General features: G+C 68.9%; 17 protein-coding genes and 3 pseudogenes. 13 read left to right on the forward strand and 7 right to left on the reverse strand.

Annotated features, from left to right (window positions below; translation table 11 throughout):
- Positions 1–3: 3 nt before the first annotated feature.
- Both P2Q00_RS41980 and P2Q00_RS41985 read left to right on the forward strand, forming a co-directional pair.
- Positions 4–633: a TetR/AcrR family transcriptional regulator gene (locus tag P2Q00_RS41980; RefSeq protein WP_275779989.1), complete on the forward strand. Its 630-nt coding sequence runs from the start codon at positions 4–6 to the stop codon at positions 631–633.
- A 404-nt stretch (positions 634–1037) separates the two neighbouring features.
- Positions 1038–1385 (forward strand): flavodoxin family protein, encoded by a 348-nt coding sequence (locus P2Q00_RS41985; RefSeq protein WP_425579659.1) that lies wholly within the window; start codon positions 1038–1040, stop codon positions 1383–1385.
- Here P2Q00_RS41985 and P2Q00_RS41990 read toward each other — a convergent pair.
- Complete coding sequence (locus P2Q00_RS41990) at positions 1376–2074, reverse strand: hypothetical protein (protein ID WP_275779990.1); 699 nt, start codon at positions 2072–2074, stop codon at positions 1376–1378. The genes P2Q00_RS41985 and P2Q00_RS41990 overlap by 10 nt on opposite strands.
- A 41-nt stretch (positions 2075–2115) precedes the next feature.
- Here P2Q00_RS41990 and P2Q00_RS41995 point away from each other — a divergent pair, with 41 nt between their 5' ends.
- Positions 2116–2757 (forward strand): winged helix-turn-helix transcriptional regulator, encoded by a 642-nt coding sequence (locus P2Q00_RS41995; RefSeq protein WP_275779991.1) that lies wholly within the window; start codon positions 2116–2118, stop codon positions 2755–2757.
- Between the two features lie 221 nt (positions 2758–2978).
- On the opposite strand, the gene P2Q00_RS42000 is transcribed toward P2Q00_RS41995, so the two are convergent.
- Together P2Q00_RS42000 and P2Q00_RS42005 are read right to left on the reverse strand one after the other, a co-directional pair.
- Positions 2979–3563, reverse strand: coding sequence for a haloacid dehalogenase type II (locus P2Q00_RS42000; protein ID WP_275779993.1), 585 nt, complete (start codon positions 3561–3563; stop codon positions 2979–2981).
- 49 nt (positions 3564–3612) lie between these two features.
- Complete coding sequence (locus P2Q00_RS42005) at positions 3613–5106, reverse strand: NB-ARC domain-containing protein (RefSeq protein ID WP_275779995.1); 1494 nt, start codon at positions 5104–5106, stop codon at positions 3613–3615.
- A gap of 257 nt (positions 5107–5363) precedes the next feature.
- Between P2Q00_RS42005 and P2Q00_RS42010 the strand changes: the two genes are divergently transcribed.
- The 5 genes from P2Q00_RS42010 to mctP all read left to right on the forward strand — a co-directional run bounded on the left by P2Q00_RS42010 (position 5364) and on the right by mctP (position 12607).
- A complete protein-coding gene (locus tag P2Q00_RS42010) occupies positions 5364–5774 on the forward strand; it encodes an OsmC family protein (protein ID WP_275779996.1) in 411 nt (136 codons plus the stop codon).
- 34 nt (positions 5775–5808) lie between these two features.
- A complete protein-coding gene (locus P2Q00_RS42015) occupies positions 5809–7851 on the forward strand; it encodes an FAD/NAD(P)-binding protein (protein WP_275780075.1) in 2043 nt (680 codons plus the stop codon).
- Complete coding sequence (locus tag P2Q00_RS42020; RefSeq protein WP_275779997.1) at positions 7851–9503, forward strand: histidine phosphatase family protein; 1653 nt, start codon at positions 7851–7853, stop codon at positions 9501–9503. The genes P2Q00_RS42015 and P2Q00_RS42020 overlap by 1 nt, the downstream gene beginning before the upstream one ends.
- Positions 9504–9520: 17 nt before the next feature.
- A complete protein-coding gene (locus P2Q00_RS42025; RefSeq protein WP_275779999.1) occupies positions 9521–10897 on the forward strand; it encodes a cation:proton antiporter in 1377 nt (458 codons plus the stop codon).
- A gap of 87 nt (positions 10898–10984) precedes the next feature.
- Entirely contained in the window at positions 10985–12607 is a 1623-nt protein-coding gene (gene mctP, locus P2Q00_RS42030) for a monocarboxylate uptake permease MctP (protein WP_275780001.1), read from the forward strand.
- A gap of 19 nt (positions 12608–12626) precedes the next feature.
- Here mctP and P2Q00_RS42035 read toward each other — a convergent pair whose 3' ends face one another.
- Positions 12627–13226 carry a TetR/AcrR family transcriptional regulator gene (locus tag P2Q00_RS42035; RefSeq protein ID WP_275780003.1) on the reverse strand — a complete coding sequence of 200 codons (600 nt, stop codon included), beginning with the start codon at positions 13224–13226 and terminating at the stop codon, positions 12627–12629.
- Positions 13227–13391: 165 nt separating this feature from the next.
- Here P2Q00_RS42035 and P2Q00_RS42040 point away from each other — a divergent pair, with 165 nt between their 5' ends.
- From P2Q00_RS42040 to P2Q00_RS42050, 3 genes are all read left to right on the forward strand, one after another.
- Positions 13392–13538, forward strand: a complete 147-nt coding sequence (locus P2Q00_RS42040; RefSeq protein WP_275780004.1) for a hypothetical protein — start codon at positions 13392–13394, stop codon at positions 13536–13538.
- Positions 13539–13647: 109 nt separating this feature from the next.
- A complete protein-coding gene (locus tag P2Q00_RS42045) occupies positions 13648–14298 on the forward strand; it encodes a peroxiredoxin-like family protein (RefSeq protein ID WP_275780006.1) in 651 nt (216 codons plus the stop codon).
- A gap of 106 nt (positions 14299–14404) precedes the next feature.
- Positions 14405–15037: a maltokinase N-terminal cap-like domain-containing protein gene (locus tag P2Q00_RS42050; protein ID WP_275780008.1), complete on the forward strand. Its 633-nt coding sequence runs from the start codon at positions 14405–14407 to the stop codon at positions 15035–15037.
- Here the strand turns inward: P2Q00_RS42050 and P2Q00_RS42055 are convergent.
- On the reverse strand, positions 15031–15189 hold the full coding sequence (locus P2Q00_RS42055; RefSeq protein WP_275780010.1) for a hypothetical protein: 159 nt from the start codon (positions 15187–15189) through the stop codon (positions 15031–15033). The genes P2Q00_RS42050 and P2Q00_RS42055 overlap by 7 nt on opposite strands.
- A gap of 18 nt (positions 15190–15207) precedes the next feature.
- A pseudogene (locus P2Q00_RS42060) lies at positions 15208–15399 on the reverse strand (MerR family DNA-binding protein); the annotation flags it as partial.
- Between the two features lie 298 nt (positions 15400–15697).
- On the opposite strand from P2Q00_RS42060, the pseudogene P2Q00_RS42065 reads away from it, so the two are divergent.
- Both P2Q00_RS42065 and P2Q00_RS42070 read left to right on the forward strand, forming a co-directional pair.
- A pseudogene (locus P2Q00_RS42065) lies at positions 15698–16546 on the forward strand (alkylmercury lyase family protein).
- Positions 16547–16551: 5 nt separating this feature from the next.
- Positions 16552–16824: pseudogene (locus P2Q00_RS42070) on the forward strand (DUF5990 family protein); the annotation flags it as partial.
- Positions 16825–17106: 282 nt separating this feature from the next.
- On the opposite strand, the gene P2Q00_RS42075 reads toward P2Q00_RS42070, so the two are convergent.
- Positions 17107–17316, reverse strand: a complete 210-nt coding sequence (locus P2Q00_RS42075) for a hypothetical protein (RefSeq protein WP_275780012.1) — start codon at positions 17314–17316, stop codon at positions 17107–17109.
- Positions 17317–17409: the final 93 nt, after the last annotated feature.

The following is a 17409-nucleotide window of genomic DNA, read 5'->3' on the forward strand; positions in this document are numbered from 1 at the left end:
ACCATGGGGACCCAGGCAGAGACACGACAGCCGGAGCGGAAACTGACCCGCAAGGGCCAGGAGACCCGGCGCCGGATCGTCGCCGCGGCCGCGCAGCTCATGTACGAGCGGGGTGTGACCGAGGCGACCCTGGAGGACGTGCGGGCCGCGGCCGGGGTCAGCGGCTCGCAGATCTACCACTACTTCGCCGACAAGCAGGCACTGCTGCTGGCAGTGATCGAGTACCAGACCGAAGCGGTGCTGGACATGCAGCAGTCCCTCTTCGCAGATCTGGACACCATGGACGGCCTGCACCGCTGGCGGGACGCCCTCGTCGAATACCAACTGCGGCTGCAGTGCCAGGGCGGCTGCCCGATCGGCTCCCTCGGCAGCGAGGTCGCCGAAACGAACCCGGAGGCCCGGCTCGCCGCGGCCACCGGCTTCCTGCGCTGGGAGGCCGCCATCCGCTGCGGCCTTCAGGCCATGCACGACCGCGGCGAACTCGACGGCGACCCCGAAGACCTCGCCCTCGCCACCCTCGCCGCACTCCAGGGCGGCCTCCTCCTCACTCAACTCCAGCGGAAGGTAAGGCCGTTGGAGGTTGCCCTGGATGCGATGCTCAACCACATCGAATCGCATACGAGACGCCCTTGACGTGGTCGCCGACGGCATTGCCAAGGCTGAGCCGCTCGGTCATCGAGTCCCCGGCGCTCGCGCGTCGCCACCTGGTGGGCAGCTGCGCCTGTGCGCATGCCTTGGGCCCAGCCGGTCTCCTGTCCTCAGCCTGTGGCGTACTCCGCCGCTCGTTCGGGTGGTAGCGGAGAACACGCGACATCAGACGAATTGATGATGCATGGAAGGAAATGCGCGACAAGCAGAGATCCTCGCGAGAAGCTGCGGCTGGACCCGCCCTGTACCGGGCGGCATGCCGCGTGACGTGAAGGAGTCCGCCGTGACCGCCGCGAACCCCGACGACGCGTACCGCTTTGACGACCTCACGCCCTGTTCATCAACTGCACCCTCAAGCCGTCGCCGCAGGTCAGCCGTACGAGCGGGTGATGGCCGCGGACATCCTGGTGCTCGCCGGACCGATGTGGCTCGGCGACAACAGCTCGGTGACCAAGCACGTCATCGAGCGACTGTACAGCTGCTCCGGACTGCTCAACTCCGAAGGCCAGTACGCCTATTACTGCCGTGTCGGCGGCTGTCTGATCACCGGCAACGAGGACGGCGTGCAGCACCGCGCGATGAACTTCACCAACCGCAACACCACCTTCATGACCTGGAACCTGATGCGCCTGGCGGCCATGCTCAAGCGTGCCGAGGGCTTTCCTGCGTACGGCAACCAGCGCTCGGAGTGGGATGCGGGCTGCCGCTTGGACGCACCCAACCCCGACTACCGGTGAGCCTGGGCTTCTTCCGCGGATGCTCGGCAGGCGCAGGTACTCGGCGGCGCCGGATCATCCTGTGCCGGGGTGTCGCGGACAACGACGATCCGGCACACCGCGGCGACCGAGGGCGGATGAAGGAGTCGCCTCTCCCTTCCGGCGTCCGCTCTCGCACTCTGCTCGTCTCGACGCAGTCGTGCGGCGAAGGTGCTGAAGCTTCCCGCAATGTCGAACAGACTACGGGGGTTGATGACGGTGAGCATGCGGGCGAGCTTCCATGGCCGACGGCCCCAGGCGGCGAGCGTGCCTCCAAGAAGCGGCTTCCCTAGCCCTTGTCGTCCGATGAACACCAGCATGAGAGCTGCGGGGTCGGCAGAGATGTAGGCGTCAACGTCACGTGCGCGCCCCGCGCCGAGCGTCAACGACCCGTCGTCGAAGATCATTGACGTGGATCCACCTCCTCTCAGGCGTAGTTCGAAGCGAGCTCGGAAGGATCCGGCCTTCTCCTGGTTCACGAACGCGGTGAGTGGCAGAGCCGCGATCAGCGGAAGCACGGCGCCCTCGACCGCGAGCAGGGCGTGGTGGCGCCGTACTGGCCACGGTTGCCGGGTGACTCTGGCGATGTCATGGCCGTGGATCAGGCATTCCTCGAGCAGGTGACACGCCACCGCCGAAGGCGGCAGGCGGACGCCTTGCAGCCAATCCACGGTGGCTGAGCGCGAGCGCGACGCCACGTCGTCGAACTCGGTTGCGAGCGTGCCGATGCGATCTGCGAGTACGGCTGGGTCCCGTTCGCTGTCCTCTGCTCATCGTCCGCCAGCTCCTGATGGCTCCCGCCCGCTACCGGGAGCTGCTCGATGGGCTGCCTGGCGTGGCCACGAACCTGCTCGCCGACCGGCTCCGCGACCTGGAGACCGCAGGAGTGGTCGAGCGGCGGTTGGCCGAGGAGGGCAACGCCGTCATGTACGCGCTCACCCCATGGGGCGCCGAGCTGCGGGAGCCGATCGAGGGCCTCATCCGCTGGTCCACGCCGCTCATGGCGCGCGGGCCGGGCGGCGACCGCTTCCACCCCGAATGGCTCGTCGTCGCCCTCCGGGCTCTGCTCGTCGGCAGGGCGACCGCACACCGGTCATCGACGGTGGGGATCGCGGTCGACGGCCAGCTGCTCCAGGTACGGACGACGCGCTCGGGCACAGAGGTGAGCCGGCACGATGGTCGCGATCTCGATGCCGTCGTGCGCGCTGACGCCTCGATCGTTCTCGGCCTGGCAGCGGGTCCGCTCACCCTCGACGACACCCTTGGGCTCGTCGACATCGAGGGCGACGAAGCTGCCGTACGAGCCGTCTTCAACCCCCGACGCACCCATGCCGGCGACTCCGCGCGCCGATGACCGCCCGCCCCAGCGGCGCAGGGCGGACACGTCCAGTCGATCGTCCTTCAGAGCTGCTTGGTTGGCGCTCAGGGCGCGGGTGAGATGCCGTCTCACCTGCAGGGCGGCCCTGGTGGTGGTCACTGGTCGGCGGCCAGCACCTCCGCAAGCTCCCGCAGGTCCTGCACGCTGTAGCTGGGCGAAGTCATCGTCCGCGGGCACGCGGAGGCTCCGCGCCGCAGTCACGCGCCGTGCAGCCCGGCGCGGCGCGCTCCGTCGATGTCCCAGGGGTGCACGGCGACCATCAGTGCCTGGTCGGGCCGTACGCCGGCCCGCTCGACGGCGTGGTGGTAGGCGGCCGGGGCCGGTTTCCAACAGCGCGGACTTCGTACGTCGGACAGGGTCTCGAAGCGGTCCAGCACTCCGGCCCTGTCCAGCAGCCGCTCGGTCAGGGTGATGCTGCCGTTGGTCGTCGCTGTCAGCCGAAACCCCGCATCGCTCAACTTCCGCACACCGTCCGGCACATCGGGGTGCACGTCCAGGTGGGAGAAGCCGTCCAGAATGTGCCGGGCCGCGGCCTCTCCGTCTCCCGCCCAGCCCTCCAGCCTCGACAGCAGCACCCGTACTCCGTCGTGGGCGACGGATGCGAAGTCCGCATACCCGTCGGCGGCTGTCAGGGCGAATCCGTCTCGCAGTACGCCCGCGAACCAGGTCGGCAGCAGATACCGAGGGGCGCCGACCTCCTCGAAGCGGCTGCCCAGCGGCGTGAGGTCGCTGAGCGTCTCGTTGACGTCGAAGACGAGGACCGGGTGCTGGTCGGCGGGCATGTTGTCCTCCTCCTGGCGTCCGTGTGGCGCGATGTCGGACCGAGGTCCGTCAGGCTGCGAGTACCCGTCCTGCGTGCAAGTGCTGCGGCGACCTGGGCTGTTGATCTGCGTCAGCGGGCTGCCGAGCCATGGGCAGACGGAGTCCACCGATGGTCCTGGGCTCACGTCGGAGCCCGGCGCCGCGGTGGCGGCCGTTCTCCAGCAACCGGCCCAGCGCCTGTCGGATGCGGGTTGCCGGTTCGTCGATGCAGAGACGTTCCTCCGCGTAGGCGTGGGTGAGCGGGTGGGGCCGGAAGCGGCCGGACGCGGTTCGCTCGATCAGGTGCGCGGTTGTCAGGGCGGAGAGGTGATGCAGGGCGACAGCGGGCGGTTCACCCAGGAGCGCGGCGGCCGATGCGACTTCCATTTCCTCCAGCGGGTGCAGCGCCAACAGACGCAACAGCCGCCGAGCACCTTTTGGCAGTCGTGCGTCGGAGGCGGCAAGCGCGGTCCGTACGCCATCCTCCAGGGCCAGGGTGAGCAGGGGCTCGCGGTAGTAGTCGCCGAGTGCCCAGGCGGGATGGTCGCGCATATGGCGGCCGATGACCGACAGCGCCAGCGGCAGGTGGCCCAGCAGGTCCGCGATCTGGTGGACGGCTGGGAGGTCCGGGGCGACGCGTTCGGCTCCGGCTGTTGCCCGCAGCAGTGCGTGAGAGTCATCGGGATCGAGCATCGGTACCGGCAGGCGCGTGACCTCGCCGAGGCCGGTCAGGGCGCGTCGGCTGGTGACCAGCGTGCGGCAGCCGGCGGTCCCCGGCAGGAGTGGCTGTAGCTGTTCCGCGTCTGCCGCGTCGTCCAGGACGATCAGCGCGCCGGTTCCCGCGAGCAGCTGGCCGTAGAGAGCCGCGCGTGCGTCGAGGTCGTACGGGATACGGTCGCCGGTGGTGCCGAGGAGCCGCAGAAAGGTCTCCAGTACGGCGGCAGGGTCGGCGGGTGGACCCTGTGGGGCGGAGCCCCGCAGGTTCGCGAAGAGGACGGGTGCCTGGGTGCGTTCCACGGCGAGCAGTCGGTGAGCGACGTGCAGGGCCAGTGACGTCTTGCCCACGCCCGCCATGCCCTCCAGTATCAGCGGTGGCACGTACCGGTCGGAGGCCAGCAGGGACTCCGCTTCGGCTATCGGGCCGGTCCTGCCGACGAATGCGGGAAGTCTCGTGGGCAGCCGGTCGTAGGCGCTGACCTGTGCGGCGGCCTCCGCCTCGCCGAGCACGGCACGAAGCGACTGCCGCCAGCCGGAGATGACGCCTTCGTCAGTCCCGACGAGCGCCTGCACCACGGCCAGCAGCAGATCGGCGTTGGGACGGCGGCGGCCCACCTGGAAGCAGTTGCCCACCGTCGAACGGGCCGGCCATTCGCCGCGCGGGCGTCCTGCCCGCTGCCAGTCCCGGTGAATGCGCCGCGTGAGCTCGGTGATCGACGGGTTGCCCGCCCACGCCTTCAGCAGTCTCAGTTCCGCGATGAATTCGTCGATTGTGCGGGCTTTTCCCGGATCCAGCACCTGCGGCACGAACATCCTCCCCCATGGGACACCTGGGCCACGAACAACTTGGAACAGTCGTTTCAAGTTAGACGATGTGGGGCCGTGAGTGTCAAGCAATTTCCGTCTGTTGACCTCCGGCCACGGAGCGCATCCAGGATCATCCACGATCTGTCCGGAAGCCCGAATTCCGTCCTGATGCTGAGGCCCGTGCCCGCTCATCGGCACGGCAGGAGCCCCGCCGCGCCCCTCGTGCCCCGTTCCAGGACAGGAGTCCGTGTACCGCCATGCCCGAAATAGGTGTGTCCCTACGTCCCGTCGGCGGCAGCGTCGTCGTGGGCCAGGCCAGAGATCACACGGTCACCATCGACCGGCCCAAGGAAAAGGAGGGGACCGACGCCGGTCCCATGGGCGGGGAGCTGCTGCTTCTGGCTCTCGGCGGGTGCTACGTGAGCACCTTCCTAGCGGCGCTGAGGGCAGCGGACTCGCAGGCCGACGCCTCCGAGGTCGGCTTCCAGGTCGACGGAACGCTCGTCAGCGCGCCGGCCCGCTTCTCCGAGATCACCGTGCGTGTGTCGGCACCCGCCGCCCTTCAGCACCTGATCTCCAAGCCTCTGCTCAAGGCCGAGCGGGGCTGCATCGTCCACAACTCGATCCGTGACGCCGTGACGGTCCGCTTCACCCACGAGTGGCGCTGACTCTTCCCCCACCCAAGGAGACAAGACCGTGGAAATGCAGCACAGCACGATGCAGGTCGGCCTCGGCCAGGACAGCGGCGCGTCGGACATGGCGATGCACGCGAGCAGCATGCAGCACGGCTCCATGGACGGTGCGGCTCCGGGCACGCGGCGCGTCACTGTCGTCGGCGCCGGCTTCTCCGGCACGCTCACCGCCATCCGGCTGCTCCACTTCGCCGACACGCCCTTGGAGATATGCCTGATCGAGCGGGAGGAGGGATATCGCTACGGCGGTATCGCCTTCGGTCAGGCGTCCACCAACTGGGAGCACATGCTCAACATCCAGGCCGGCCGCATCACCCTGCGCCGTGAGCGGCCGGAGGACTTCCTGGAGTGGGCCAACGAGGAGGCGGACCGCTCCGAGTGGCCGCAGAAGTGGCAGTACCACACGTTTGGCGTGGCCTGCGTCGTGCCGCGGCGGATCTTTAGGCAGTACCTGGCCGAGCGGCTGCGTGGCGCGGCCGCCGACGCCCACGCCGAGGTGACCCTGCGGGAGCTGACCGGTGAGGTCATCGACGTACGCGGCCAGGGCGGCGGCTACGTCGTCAAGTACGCCGACGCCGGACCCGAAGGTGGCGTACACGACCTGCCGTCGGATCAGGTGATCCTCGCGACCGGTCACCTCTCGCCGGTGCAGGCGCCTTTCTACCACCGCATCAAGGACTCCGACCGCTTCATCGCCGACCCCTATGCCCCCGGTGCCCAGGAGTGGTTCCGGGCGGTCGGCGCCCAGGAGAGCGTCCTCGTCACGGGCTCCGCACTGTCGGCCTTCGACACGGTGATCTCCCTCGTCCATGCCGGTCACCGAGGACAGATCCTGATCTGCTCGCGCGGCGGCCACATGCACGGCACCTACCCCGCCGACCACGAGCACGACATCTGGCAGGCCCGCCGACCGCCCTTCCTGGACGCCGAAAAGCTCACCCCCGAGGCGGTCGTGGAGGGGGTCAAGGCGGAGTACGCGCACCTGCGCGACGAGCAGGGTGTGGAGCCGGGCAGCGCGCTGGAGGCCGTCTTCCCCGAGCGCGTCATGAAGGCGTGGGAGCCGTACGTCATCGAGCTGATCTCCCGTATGGAAGCCCGCGACGTGCGCATGCTGCTCGACCGGTACAAGAGTCTCATCGTCACCAACCGCACCAGCACCGTGCGGGAGATCGGCGGTGTCGTGCGCAGCCGGATGCGGGGATTCAACGGCGCCCCCAAGACCGTCGACGTCCTGCCCGCCGGCATCCAGGACATGCGCCCCGTCGAGGACGGCACGAAGATCCGCGTGATCTTCGCCGACCAGCCGGACATCGTCGTCGACCGCGTCGTCAACTGCCTGGGCAACACGACCGATTACGAGCACGCCGACCACCCCCTGTGGAACGGCCTGGTCAACGCACATGGCTACGCGCAGCCGCAGACCAAGACCCACCGGGGCATCGAGGTCGGCCCGCACGGTCAACTCATCGCTGCCGACGGCGAGATGGCACCGGGCCTCTTCGGCGTCGGCCCGATGCGCCAGGGCGATGAGACCACCCGCCGCGGCCGGCTCGGCGCGTTCGTGTTCAGCATCGGCACCCTGCGCAACCAGTGCTTCGACACGGCGATGGAGGTGCTGCGCGGGGCCAGGTCCGCGAGCGACGAGGAGCAGATGGACATCCCCGACGGCATCCACCACTGCCTGATCCGCAGCAGCGACTGGATCGCCGCCGACCTCACCGCCGAGGAGCCGCAGGCCACCCGCCTGCGGGAACGCCTGCAGGACTACGCCCGCGAGAGCGCCTACCCCAACGCCGTCAACTACCTGCAGGCCCAGGACCGCACTGAGCGCCGCAAGTACCGCGGCATCCTGGACGACGACCTGGCCGACTTCGGCGTGGCCCTGGCCCGCGAGTTCGACCTCACCGCCCAGCAGGCCCGGCGGACCGTCTCACTGCTGTCCACGCTGGTGGAGAAGCACGCGGTCCACAACCTGTGCGACATCACCAAGCTGGCGGGCTGGGACTCCCAGTACGGCGGACAGGTCAAGCACGCCCCGAAGAAGGGTGCGTGATGACCGACGACAGCCAGCAGGAGCTGCTGAGCCGGCTGTTCATGGTCCGGCACGGCGAATCGACCTGCAATTCCGTGCACCGCATCGCGGGACAGCGCGACGCACCCCTGACCTTTCTCGGCCGGATCCAGGCCGAGAAGGTCGCCAAGGGCCACCGCGACCAGCACTTCGACCGCGTGTACGTCTCTCCGCTGACCCGTGCCTACGAGACCGCCGACATCGTCTTCGGTATCGACGACCCCGACGCGCGGGATCCCGAAGTCGTGGTCGACGAGCGCCTGATGGAACGCGACTTCGGCAGCTACACGCTGGAGAGCAAGTCCATCCTCCAGCGCCGCCACGGCATCGCCGAGTACGAGCGCGCCATGAACGCCGACAGCGAAACCATGCACGGTGGCGAGACGTTCCAGCAGTTCAGGGACCGCGTCCACGCCTTCTACGAACAGGAATTGCTGCCCGCGCTGCGCCGCGGCGAGACGGTGTGCGTGGTCTCGCACAAGTACGTCGTCGAGCTGATCTGCCGGTTCATCCTGGACCGGCCGGCCGAGGAGTCGTACGACCTGCGGCTGCCCAACTCCCAGATGCTGCAGGGCGATCGGATCCACAGCTATGTGAAGAACGAGAACGAGACCATGAACATGGTCTACGACTGGATCGTCGTCAACCATCCCGTGGTCTTCTGCGCGGGCCTGGCGGCGGGTCTCCTTGCCAACGTGGCGGGACTGCGCGTGGCCACCTCGCCGTACCTGCTGCTTCTGCTCCTGGTGCTGGCCAGCGTCATCACCATGTGCCGCATCGAACTGGAGAACGCACGAGCGTTTGTGACCGACCGCGGCACGCTCCGGTCCGTCGCCCTGCGCTACCTCGCCCTGCCGATCGTCTTCGCGGCCCTGGTGCGCTGGTCGGACGCGGACAGCACGAGTACGGCGGCGATCGCCGCCGTGTTCCTCGCCACCCCAAGCTCCGTGGTGGCGATGACCGTCAGCCGCTGCCTCGGCGGAATGATCATGCCGACGTTCGCGCAGGTCCTGCTCTCCTCACTGGCCGCGACCGTGTCGTTCTCGGCCGTCCTCGCCCTGACTCTGCGCGAGAACGTGGCACCGGCCGTCGCCATCAGCGCCGCCACCTCCACCGGCGTCGTCACGGCGGTCTACCTCCTGGTCAAGCGCCTGCGGGAGCGGTCTCCCATCCGCACGGCCAAGTACGGCGAGCGCAACGGATATGTGGCGGTGCTGCTGCTCACCGCGTTCATCGTGCTGGTCTGCCTCAAGCTCGACCTGGATGGCTTCACCACCTACGCGCCACCCGCGGCGGGCATCGCCGTCGGCCTGCGACTCGTCGCTGCCCTGCTCAAGCGCCGACGCCACGTACAGACGCTCGACGACTACACCGCCATGACCTACCCGAACGTGTTCGTGGTGGTCATCATCGCCGCGCTCACCGGCAATGGGCCGCTGGAGCAAGTGGCGATCTGGACCCTGCTGCCGATGTTCGTCCTGTCGTTCTTCGACAGTTGGTACTCCCGCTTCCTCGTCGTCGCCCCCGACGACGCGCGCTGGCCGACCGTCCTCAAACTTCCCGCGCACCTGCCCGTGCGTGGCCGACCGGCCACCGAGGATCCGCGCGAGCCCTCCGTCCCCGCCCATTCCTGATGACCACGGGAGCTGTTGTGCACCCCACGCACCCCGCCCACCCTGCCCATCCCACGGCCTATCTGGCCGCGACCACCGACAAGAACCTCGAACTCGTCCTCCACGTCCTGCCCGCGATCGTGGTCATCCTTGCCGCCTCGGCCCTCTGCGGACGCCTCGCCCTCCTGGTGAAGCAGCCGCGGGTGCTGGGGGAGATGGTGGCCGGCGTCCTCCTCGGCCCCACCCTGTTCGGCGCGCTGTTCCCCGCGGCGCAGAAGGCGGTCTTCACCCCCGAGGTGAAGCCCGTCCTCTACGTCCTGAGCACCATCGGCCTGACGGTCTTCATGTTCCTGGTCGGCGCCGGCCTCGACCATGGTGGCGGCAACGGCAAGAAGGACACCAGGAACGCCGCCGTCCTCGCCGTGTCGGGCATCCTCCCGTCCCTCCTGCTCGGTGCCGGAGCCGCGTATCTCCTCTACGACCGGCTCTCCCGCCCCGACGTCTCCCCGTTCGAGTTCGCGCTCTTCATCGGCGGCGCCCTGTCGATCACGGCGTTCCCGATGCTCGCCCGCATCCTCTACGAGCGGGGGCTGCAGAACTCCCCGCTCGGCCGGATGACCCTGCTGGGCGCCTCGATCGACGACGCCGCCGCATGGTGCTTCCTGGCCGTGCTCTCGGCCATGCACACCGGCGCCGGCGCACTCCACGTCCTGCGCACGATCGGCCTCACGGCCCTGTTCGCCGTCGTCATGCTCACCGTGGTCGCCCGGCTGCTGCGGCCGATGGGCGCACGGGTCGAGCGCACCGGCCACTTCGGCTTCGACCAGATGTACATCGTCGTGGCCATCGTCCTGCTGTCGGGACTGTTCACCGACTACATCGGCATCTACTCCGTCTTCGGCGGCTTCATCGCCGGACTCGCCATGCCGCGCAACCCCGCCTTCCGAGCCGCCCTGCACAGCCGCATGATGGACGTCGTCTGCGTCCTGCTCCTGCCGATCTTCTTCGCCTTCTCCGGCCTCAACACGGAACTCGGCGGCATCGCCGGATGGGCCATGATCGGCCCGTTCCTGCTGATCCTGGCGGCGGGCTTCGTCGGCAAGTACGCGGGCTGCGCGACCGCCCTGCGCGCGGTCGGCTTCTCCTGGCGCGAATCCTGGGCGGTCGGCGGCCTCATGAACGCCCGCGGCCTGATGATCCTCATCTTCATCAACATCGGCCTCGCCCAGGGAATGATCACCAAGGACGTCTTCGCCATGCTGGTCCTGGTCGCGGTCGTCACCACCGCCGGCGCCATGCCGCTGTACCGCTGGGCGCTGCCCGAGCGGCTCGAACAGGGGATGTCCCCTCCGGCACCGGATCCCAAGGCCGCCTCCGGACCAGCCCCGGCCGAGGCAGAGCCAGTTCATGCCTGAACCACGGGCCGGCCGGACGCGTGAGCGCCCGGCCGGCCCGCACGTGTTCACCCGCCCGAAGTCCTTCGTCCCCGCACGGGAGCAGTCATGCCCAACGGCGTGAACGGCGTCGCCCTCGCCGTCTTCATCCTCTTCTTCCTGGCCGTCACGGTCATGGGCTTCCTCGCCACACACTGGCGCAAGCCCGAGAACGAGCACAGCCTCGACGAATGGGGCCTGGGCGGACGGTCGTTCGGCACCTGGATCACGTGGTTCCTGCTCGGCGGCGACGTCTACACGGCCTATACGTTCGTGGCGGTCCCGGCGGCGATCTACGCGGCCGGCGCGGCCGGCTTCTTCGCGGTGCCCTACACGATCCTCGTCTACCCGCTGATCTTCACGTTCCTGCCCCGCCTGTGGTCGGTGTGCCACCGCCACGGGTACGTCACCACGGCGGACTTCGTCCGCGGCCGCTTCGGCTCCAAGGGCCTGTCGCTCGCCGTGGCCTTCACCGGCATCCTGGCGACCATGCCGTACATCGCGCTCCAACTGGTCGGCATCCAGGCGGTGCTGGACGTGCTGGGCGTCGGCGGCGGCGAGAACACCAACTGGTTCGTCAAGGATCTCCCCCTTCTGATCGCGTTCGGCGTGCTGGCCGCATACACCTACTCCTCGGGCCTGCGCGCCCCCGCGATGATCGCCTTCGTGAAGGACACGCTGATCTACGTCGTCATCGTGGTCGCGGTCATCTACATCCCGATCAGGCTGGGCGGGTTCGACGACATCTTCGCCGCAGCGGAAAAGAAGTACACGGGGGCCGGTACGGGCGGACTGCTCCCGGCCTCCGCGGGCCAGTGGACGTACGCCACACTGGCGTTGGGCTCCGCGATGGCGATGTTCATGTACCCGCACTCGATCACCGCGACGCTTTCGTCCCGCAGCCGTGAGGTGATCCGCCGCAGTACAACCGTGATGCCCCTCTACACCTTGATGCTCGGGCTGTTGGCCCTGCTGGGCTTCATGGCGATCGCGGCGGGCGTGAAGGTCACCAACGGCCAGCTGGCCATCCCCCAGCTCTTCGAGGACATGTTCCCGAGCTGGTTCGCGGGCGTGGCCTTCGCGGCGATCGGCATCGGCGCGCTCGTCCCGGCGGCCATCATGTCCATCGCGGCGGCGAACCTCTTCACCCGCAACATCTACAAGGACTTCATCAAGCCGGACGCGACACCGGAGCAGGAGACCAGGGTCTCCAAGGTGGTCTCGCTGCTGGTGAAGGCGGGCGCCCTGGTCTTCGTTCTGACGATGGACAAGACGGTCGCCATCAACTTCCAGCTGCTGGGCGGCATCTGGATCCTGCAGACCTTCCCGGCCCTGGTCGGCGGACTGTTCACCCGCTGGTTCCACCGCTGGGCCCTGCTGGCCGGCTGGGCGGTCGGCATGGGCTACGGCACCCTCGCCGCCTACGGGGTCGCCTCTCCCACCCAGCCCCACTTCGGCGGCTCGTCGGCGGCGATCCCCGGCATCGGGGAGACCGGCTACATCGGCCTGACGGCGTTCGTGCTCAACGTGGCCGTAACGGTGGTCCTCACCTGCGTACTGAAGGCGGCCAAGGCTCCCGAGGGCATCGACGTCACATCCCCCGGGGACTACACCGCGGACCCGGCAGAAGCGGGCACGAAGGAAGCTCCCACCCTCCGTCCGGGCACTTCACCCGCCCCCAACCCCAGTTGAGAGCCGGATCCATGGATGCCTACCCCGCCGCCCGGTCGGCGATCGACTCCAGGGCGGCGACCACGGTCCTTTGCAGCGTCGCGGCGTCGGCACCGGCGCGGGAGCGCAGGTTGACCCCGTAGGCGAGCAGCGCCAGCAGATCCGCGGAGGCGTCGGGGTCGGCGCCGGGGGCGAGCTGCCCCTGGTGCTCGGCGGTGACGAGTGCCGCGTACATCGCGTCGCGCAGTTCCCGGTGGTGCTGGTCCAGGACGGCGCGTACCTCGGGATCACTGTTCTCGGCCCCGGCGTGCGCGTTGGAGACCATGCAGCCCCAGCGGGCGTACTCACCCGAGCAGCGGGCCTCGATCAGGCCGCCGAAGAACTCGGAGACGGCCGGCAGGCCCCGCTCGTCCTCGGCCAGGCGCCGGAACATCGGCTGGGATCGCTGCTCCAAGTAGCGGCGCAGCGCGGTGAGATAGAGCTCCTGCTTGCCGCCGAACGTGGCGTACAGGCTGGAACGGTTGAGGCCGGTCGCGGTCACCACGTCCTGGATCCCGGTCGAGGCCACGCCCTGCCGCCAGAACAGTCGCACCACGGTCTCCAGGGTGGCGTCCGGGTCGAAGTGCTTGATGTCCGGCATGTTTCACCCCGCTATCTTGAAATAAGGGTTCCAAGATACTCCCCGTTTACTGCGCCGCAAAGGTGCTGATGAGTGCAGAGCGGGGCGGGCCGCCCACCTGCGCGAAGGCGTCCAGCTTCGTCCACGATCCACCCGAGGCGTACCGCGCGTCGCGACCATGCCCTCATGAATCGCATACCAGCCCTCTGGGCGGCCGCGTACGGGTCGCAGACACCCCGCCTCCGCCGCTTCCTCGCCCGCCGCGCGGTGCATGTTGCCGCCTTCATCAGGGCTCTCGCCCTGGCCGACCACCGTCCGTTCACCAGCCTCTGACCGATTGGCACCTCCGCACGGCTGGCGCGGGGCCGCTCATGCCCTTATCTTGGAACGGTCATTTCAAGATCTGCCTCGCTCCAGCCGTCAGCCAGGAGGAACCAGCGCTATGACCACCCTGAACGCGGAACTGCGCACGTTCTACGAAGCCCGCCAGCAGCAGATCCCCGCCGAGATCCGGGAGATCATGCAGCGGGCCGGCCAGGAACTCGCCGACTCGGGCCAGGCCGACCGCGCCCTGACCGTCGATGCGCAGGCCCCGCGCTTCAGCCTCCCCTCCGCGCCCGGGCAGACCCTGACCCTGGACGACCTGCTCGCCGAAGGCCCGGTCGTCCTGACCTTCTACCGCGGCGCCTGGTGCCCGTACTGCAACATCGCCCTGCGCGCCCTCCAGCAGCACCACGAGGCCATCACCGACCGCGGTGCCCGCCTGGTGGCCGTCTCACCGCAGATCCCCGACGCGTCCCTCACCCTGTCCGAGAAGCACGCCCTCACCTTCGACGTCCTCAGCGACCTCGGCTCCGACACCGCCAAGCAGTACGGCCTCGCCTTCGACCTCCCCGACGACCTCGCCGCCGTCTACGACAAGCTCGGCTTCGACCTCCAGCGCGTCAACGACGGCCACCCGCGCACCCTGCCGCTCCCCGCGACCTACGTCATCGACCGCGACGGCGTCATCCGCTGGGCCTTCGTCGACACCGACTACACCACCCGCGCCGAACCAGCCGACATCATCGCCGCCCTCGATGCCTTGAACTGAGCCGATCGGCGCGATCAGTCCTCGGCGGGAGCGTCGGTCATCGGCACCGAGCCCGGCCCGCCGAGAGGGGACACGCGGCCACTGTCCTTGGGCTGGCGTTCGAGGCATGGCGAAGGTCCACCCAGGCGCAACGCTCGCACCCCATTTCCGCGACTTCCTGCCCGACTGGGTCGCTCGGCAGGAGTGGTATGCCGGAAGCGGCATACCGTCCCTGACGCCAGTCGGGTATTTCCGGTTCGAGGACCCAGCCGGCGAGGTCGGCATCGAGACGCACCTCGTGACCGACGGGACGGCGCTCTATCAGATCCCGATGACGTATCGCGACGCCCCACTGCCGGACACTGCGCCCGGCATCACAGCGCCGCTCATCGCAACCGCGCAGCACAGTGTGCTCGGCAACCGTTGGACATACGACGGGCTGGCCGATCCGGTCTGGAAGAGCGAACTGCTACGCCTGGTCCGCACCAACTCGGTATCCGAGCCGAGCGGTAAGCGAGGTGTGGGCCCGGCCGAGGCCCGTGGGCGCCGACTCCTCCACGGTGACGTGGACGCCGACTCGGTGATCATTGAACTGAAACGCGTGGTCACCGTCGGCGCCCCGGTCGAGGAGCCGGGCTTGCTCGGCGCCTGGCCCCCGGATGGCCCCGGCGCCGTCCAGGTCCACGGCTGTCTTGCTCTGCTGCGCGAGGTGACTCCTGCACATGGCATGCCCGGCGAGGATTGTTCAGCTGATCACTGACTCACCTGGGAAAGGGGCCACGACGTGCCGAACAATCCCGGGGCGCCGATGATGCTGCAGATGTCGACGTCGGTGCAGGTGCTCGGGTCGGTGGCGGCGGCGCGCTCGGCCAGGCCGCGCAGCGCGGTGCGAGTCTTGCGAAGCTCGGCCAAACGCCGTTCGATGTCGGCGAGGTGCTGCTGGATCAGGTCGGTGACGTGGGCGCACGGTGCCGCGCCCGAGTCGCGCAGGGCGAGGACCGAGCAGATCTCAGCGAGCGTGAGACCGGCCGACTGGGCGTCGCGGATGAACGCCAGCCGGGCGCCGGTCTGCGCCGGGTAGTCGCGGTAACCGCCCGCCGTCCGGGGCGGTGCAGGCAGCAGTCCGGCCCGCTCGTAGAAGGCGGATCGTCTTCGGCGTCACGTCGTTCGTGGCGGCCAGTTCTCCGATGCGCATACAGCCGAGGTTACGCCTTGACCTTCCAGTGCACTGGAAGGTCTAACGTCGGTCACAGCCACAGTGACCTGGGAGGACGCGGCCATGCGCATCACACTTCTGACGGTGCCCGACTGCCCCCACGCACCGCTGGCCCGCGAGCGGATCGACCAGGCACTCGACGGCAGGGCCGCCGAGGTGGGCGTGGTCGAAGTGACCGACGAGACGCAGGCCGCACGGCTCGGCATGACCGGTTCTCCTACCGTCCTCATCGACGGCGTCGACCCTTTCCCTGTCCCGGGTACAGCCGCCTCCGTCTCCTGTCGGCTGTACCGCAGCCCCGACGGGCACACCGAGGGGGCGCCAATTGTGGCCGGCCTGCGTCACGCCCTCGATATCGCGGGGGGCGGCTGCGGCTGTGACGAACCGCCCATGGACGCGGCGAGCCGGGGTGGGCAAGGCAGTCCAGCACCCAACGCCGGAGGATTACGCGCCGTAAAGCAAGCCGTCCTGCGGTCCTTCGCACGCACAGGCCGGGCACCCGAAACCGCCGACCTGGAACAGGTATCACGCGACTACGGCCGCGAACCCGGCCAGGTCCTGGCCGAGCTGGCCGCCGAGGACTTCCCCACCGTCGACGACCACGGCCGTATCCAGGCCGCGTACCCCTTCTCCGCCACCTCCACCCCCACCGCCCACCGCCTCCGCCTCGCCGACGGCACCGGGGTGTGGGCGATGTGCGCGATCGACGCGCTCGGCATCCCGGACATGCTCGGCACCGACGCCGTGATCACCTCGGCCGACCCGGTCACCGGCGAGCGCATCACCGTCACCTCCACCGCCGGGCAGATGACATGACAGCCCGCCACGGCCCTGGTCTACGTCGGCCGGCGCACCCGCACCGGCCCCGTCGCCCCCCTCGCCTGCGGCGCCCTGAACTTCTTCACCAGCCACCGCACCGCACGCACCTGGGCCAAGCAACACCCCGACTACACCGGCAAGGTTATCGACCAATCCCGTGCCGAAGCTCTGGGGCGGTCCACCTTCGGCTACTTGCTGCACGCGGAGCAGCGCCTCGAAAAGCGAGGACGATAAGCGGCATGCGCATCCGCATCGACGCCGTCGATCTGCCCGGCCGCACCTGCCCACCCGAAGCGTTCGCCGGCGCCGACGTCCCGGAGTACCGCAACATCAACGTCGCCGTCCAACGCCGGGACCGGCTCGCCGAACTCCCCGACCCACAGCCCGGCGACGCCGCCTCCGCGACCTGGACCCTGGATCGCACCACGGCGGCCACACCGAAGGGCACCGACGTGAAGGGCCCCTACGTACAGGGGCGTCCAGGTGCGAGGCCCATCTACCTGTCTCCTGGTATGGCGCCCGAAGGTGCAGCATCGCACGCCTGTTGACCGTGGTTGACCGGTCTCAAGGGCACGCTATGGGCACGCCGGCGACTCTGAGGCGCTGGGAGGTCCTCAAGGCGGTTGAAGAGCAGGCGACTTCTGGAAGCGAGAGCTGGCCGGAAGGGCGCGATTGCGGGAGCACATGGAAAGCGGTTCAACGGCGGCCGAAGTATTCGGAGCGGAGGCGGGTCGGACGGGCTTGCAATCCGGGCCTGCTTCGGCGATACAACAGACCCAGTTTGCACGCCGTGCCTAGGGCCTGCTCTGTCGTTTCGACGGGCGGCGCCGGTACAGGCCATGCAGGCCGAGGACGACCATCGCGCCTGCCGTCAGCGGCCACCACCACGAGCCCCCGTTCTGGGTCATCTGTATGCCCTTCCACAAGAGAGCAATCGAGAGCAGCAGACCGAGCAGTCCCATGGCGATGTCGAGCGGACCGCCATCCCTGAATGGATTCTGCATCTTCGTGTTCCTCTGCTCTGCGGGCTCGCGCGATCACGGCGCCGGCGAGTGTAGTCACTACCCGCTTGAAGCCATCGTCTGAGTGCAGGTTGA

It is taken from the genome of Streptomyces coacervatus (genome assembly GCF_029223485.1).
GTDB lineage: Bacteria > Actinomycetota > Actinomycetes > Streptomycetales > Streptomycetaceae > Streptomyces > Streptomyces coacervatus.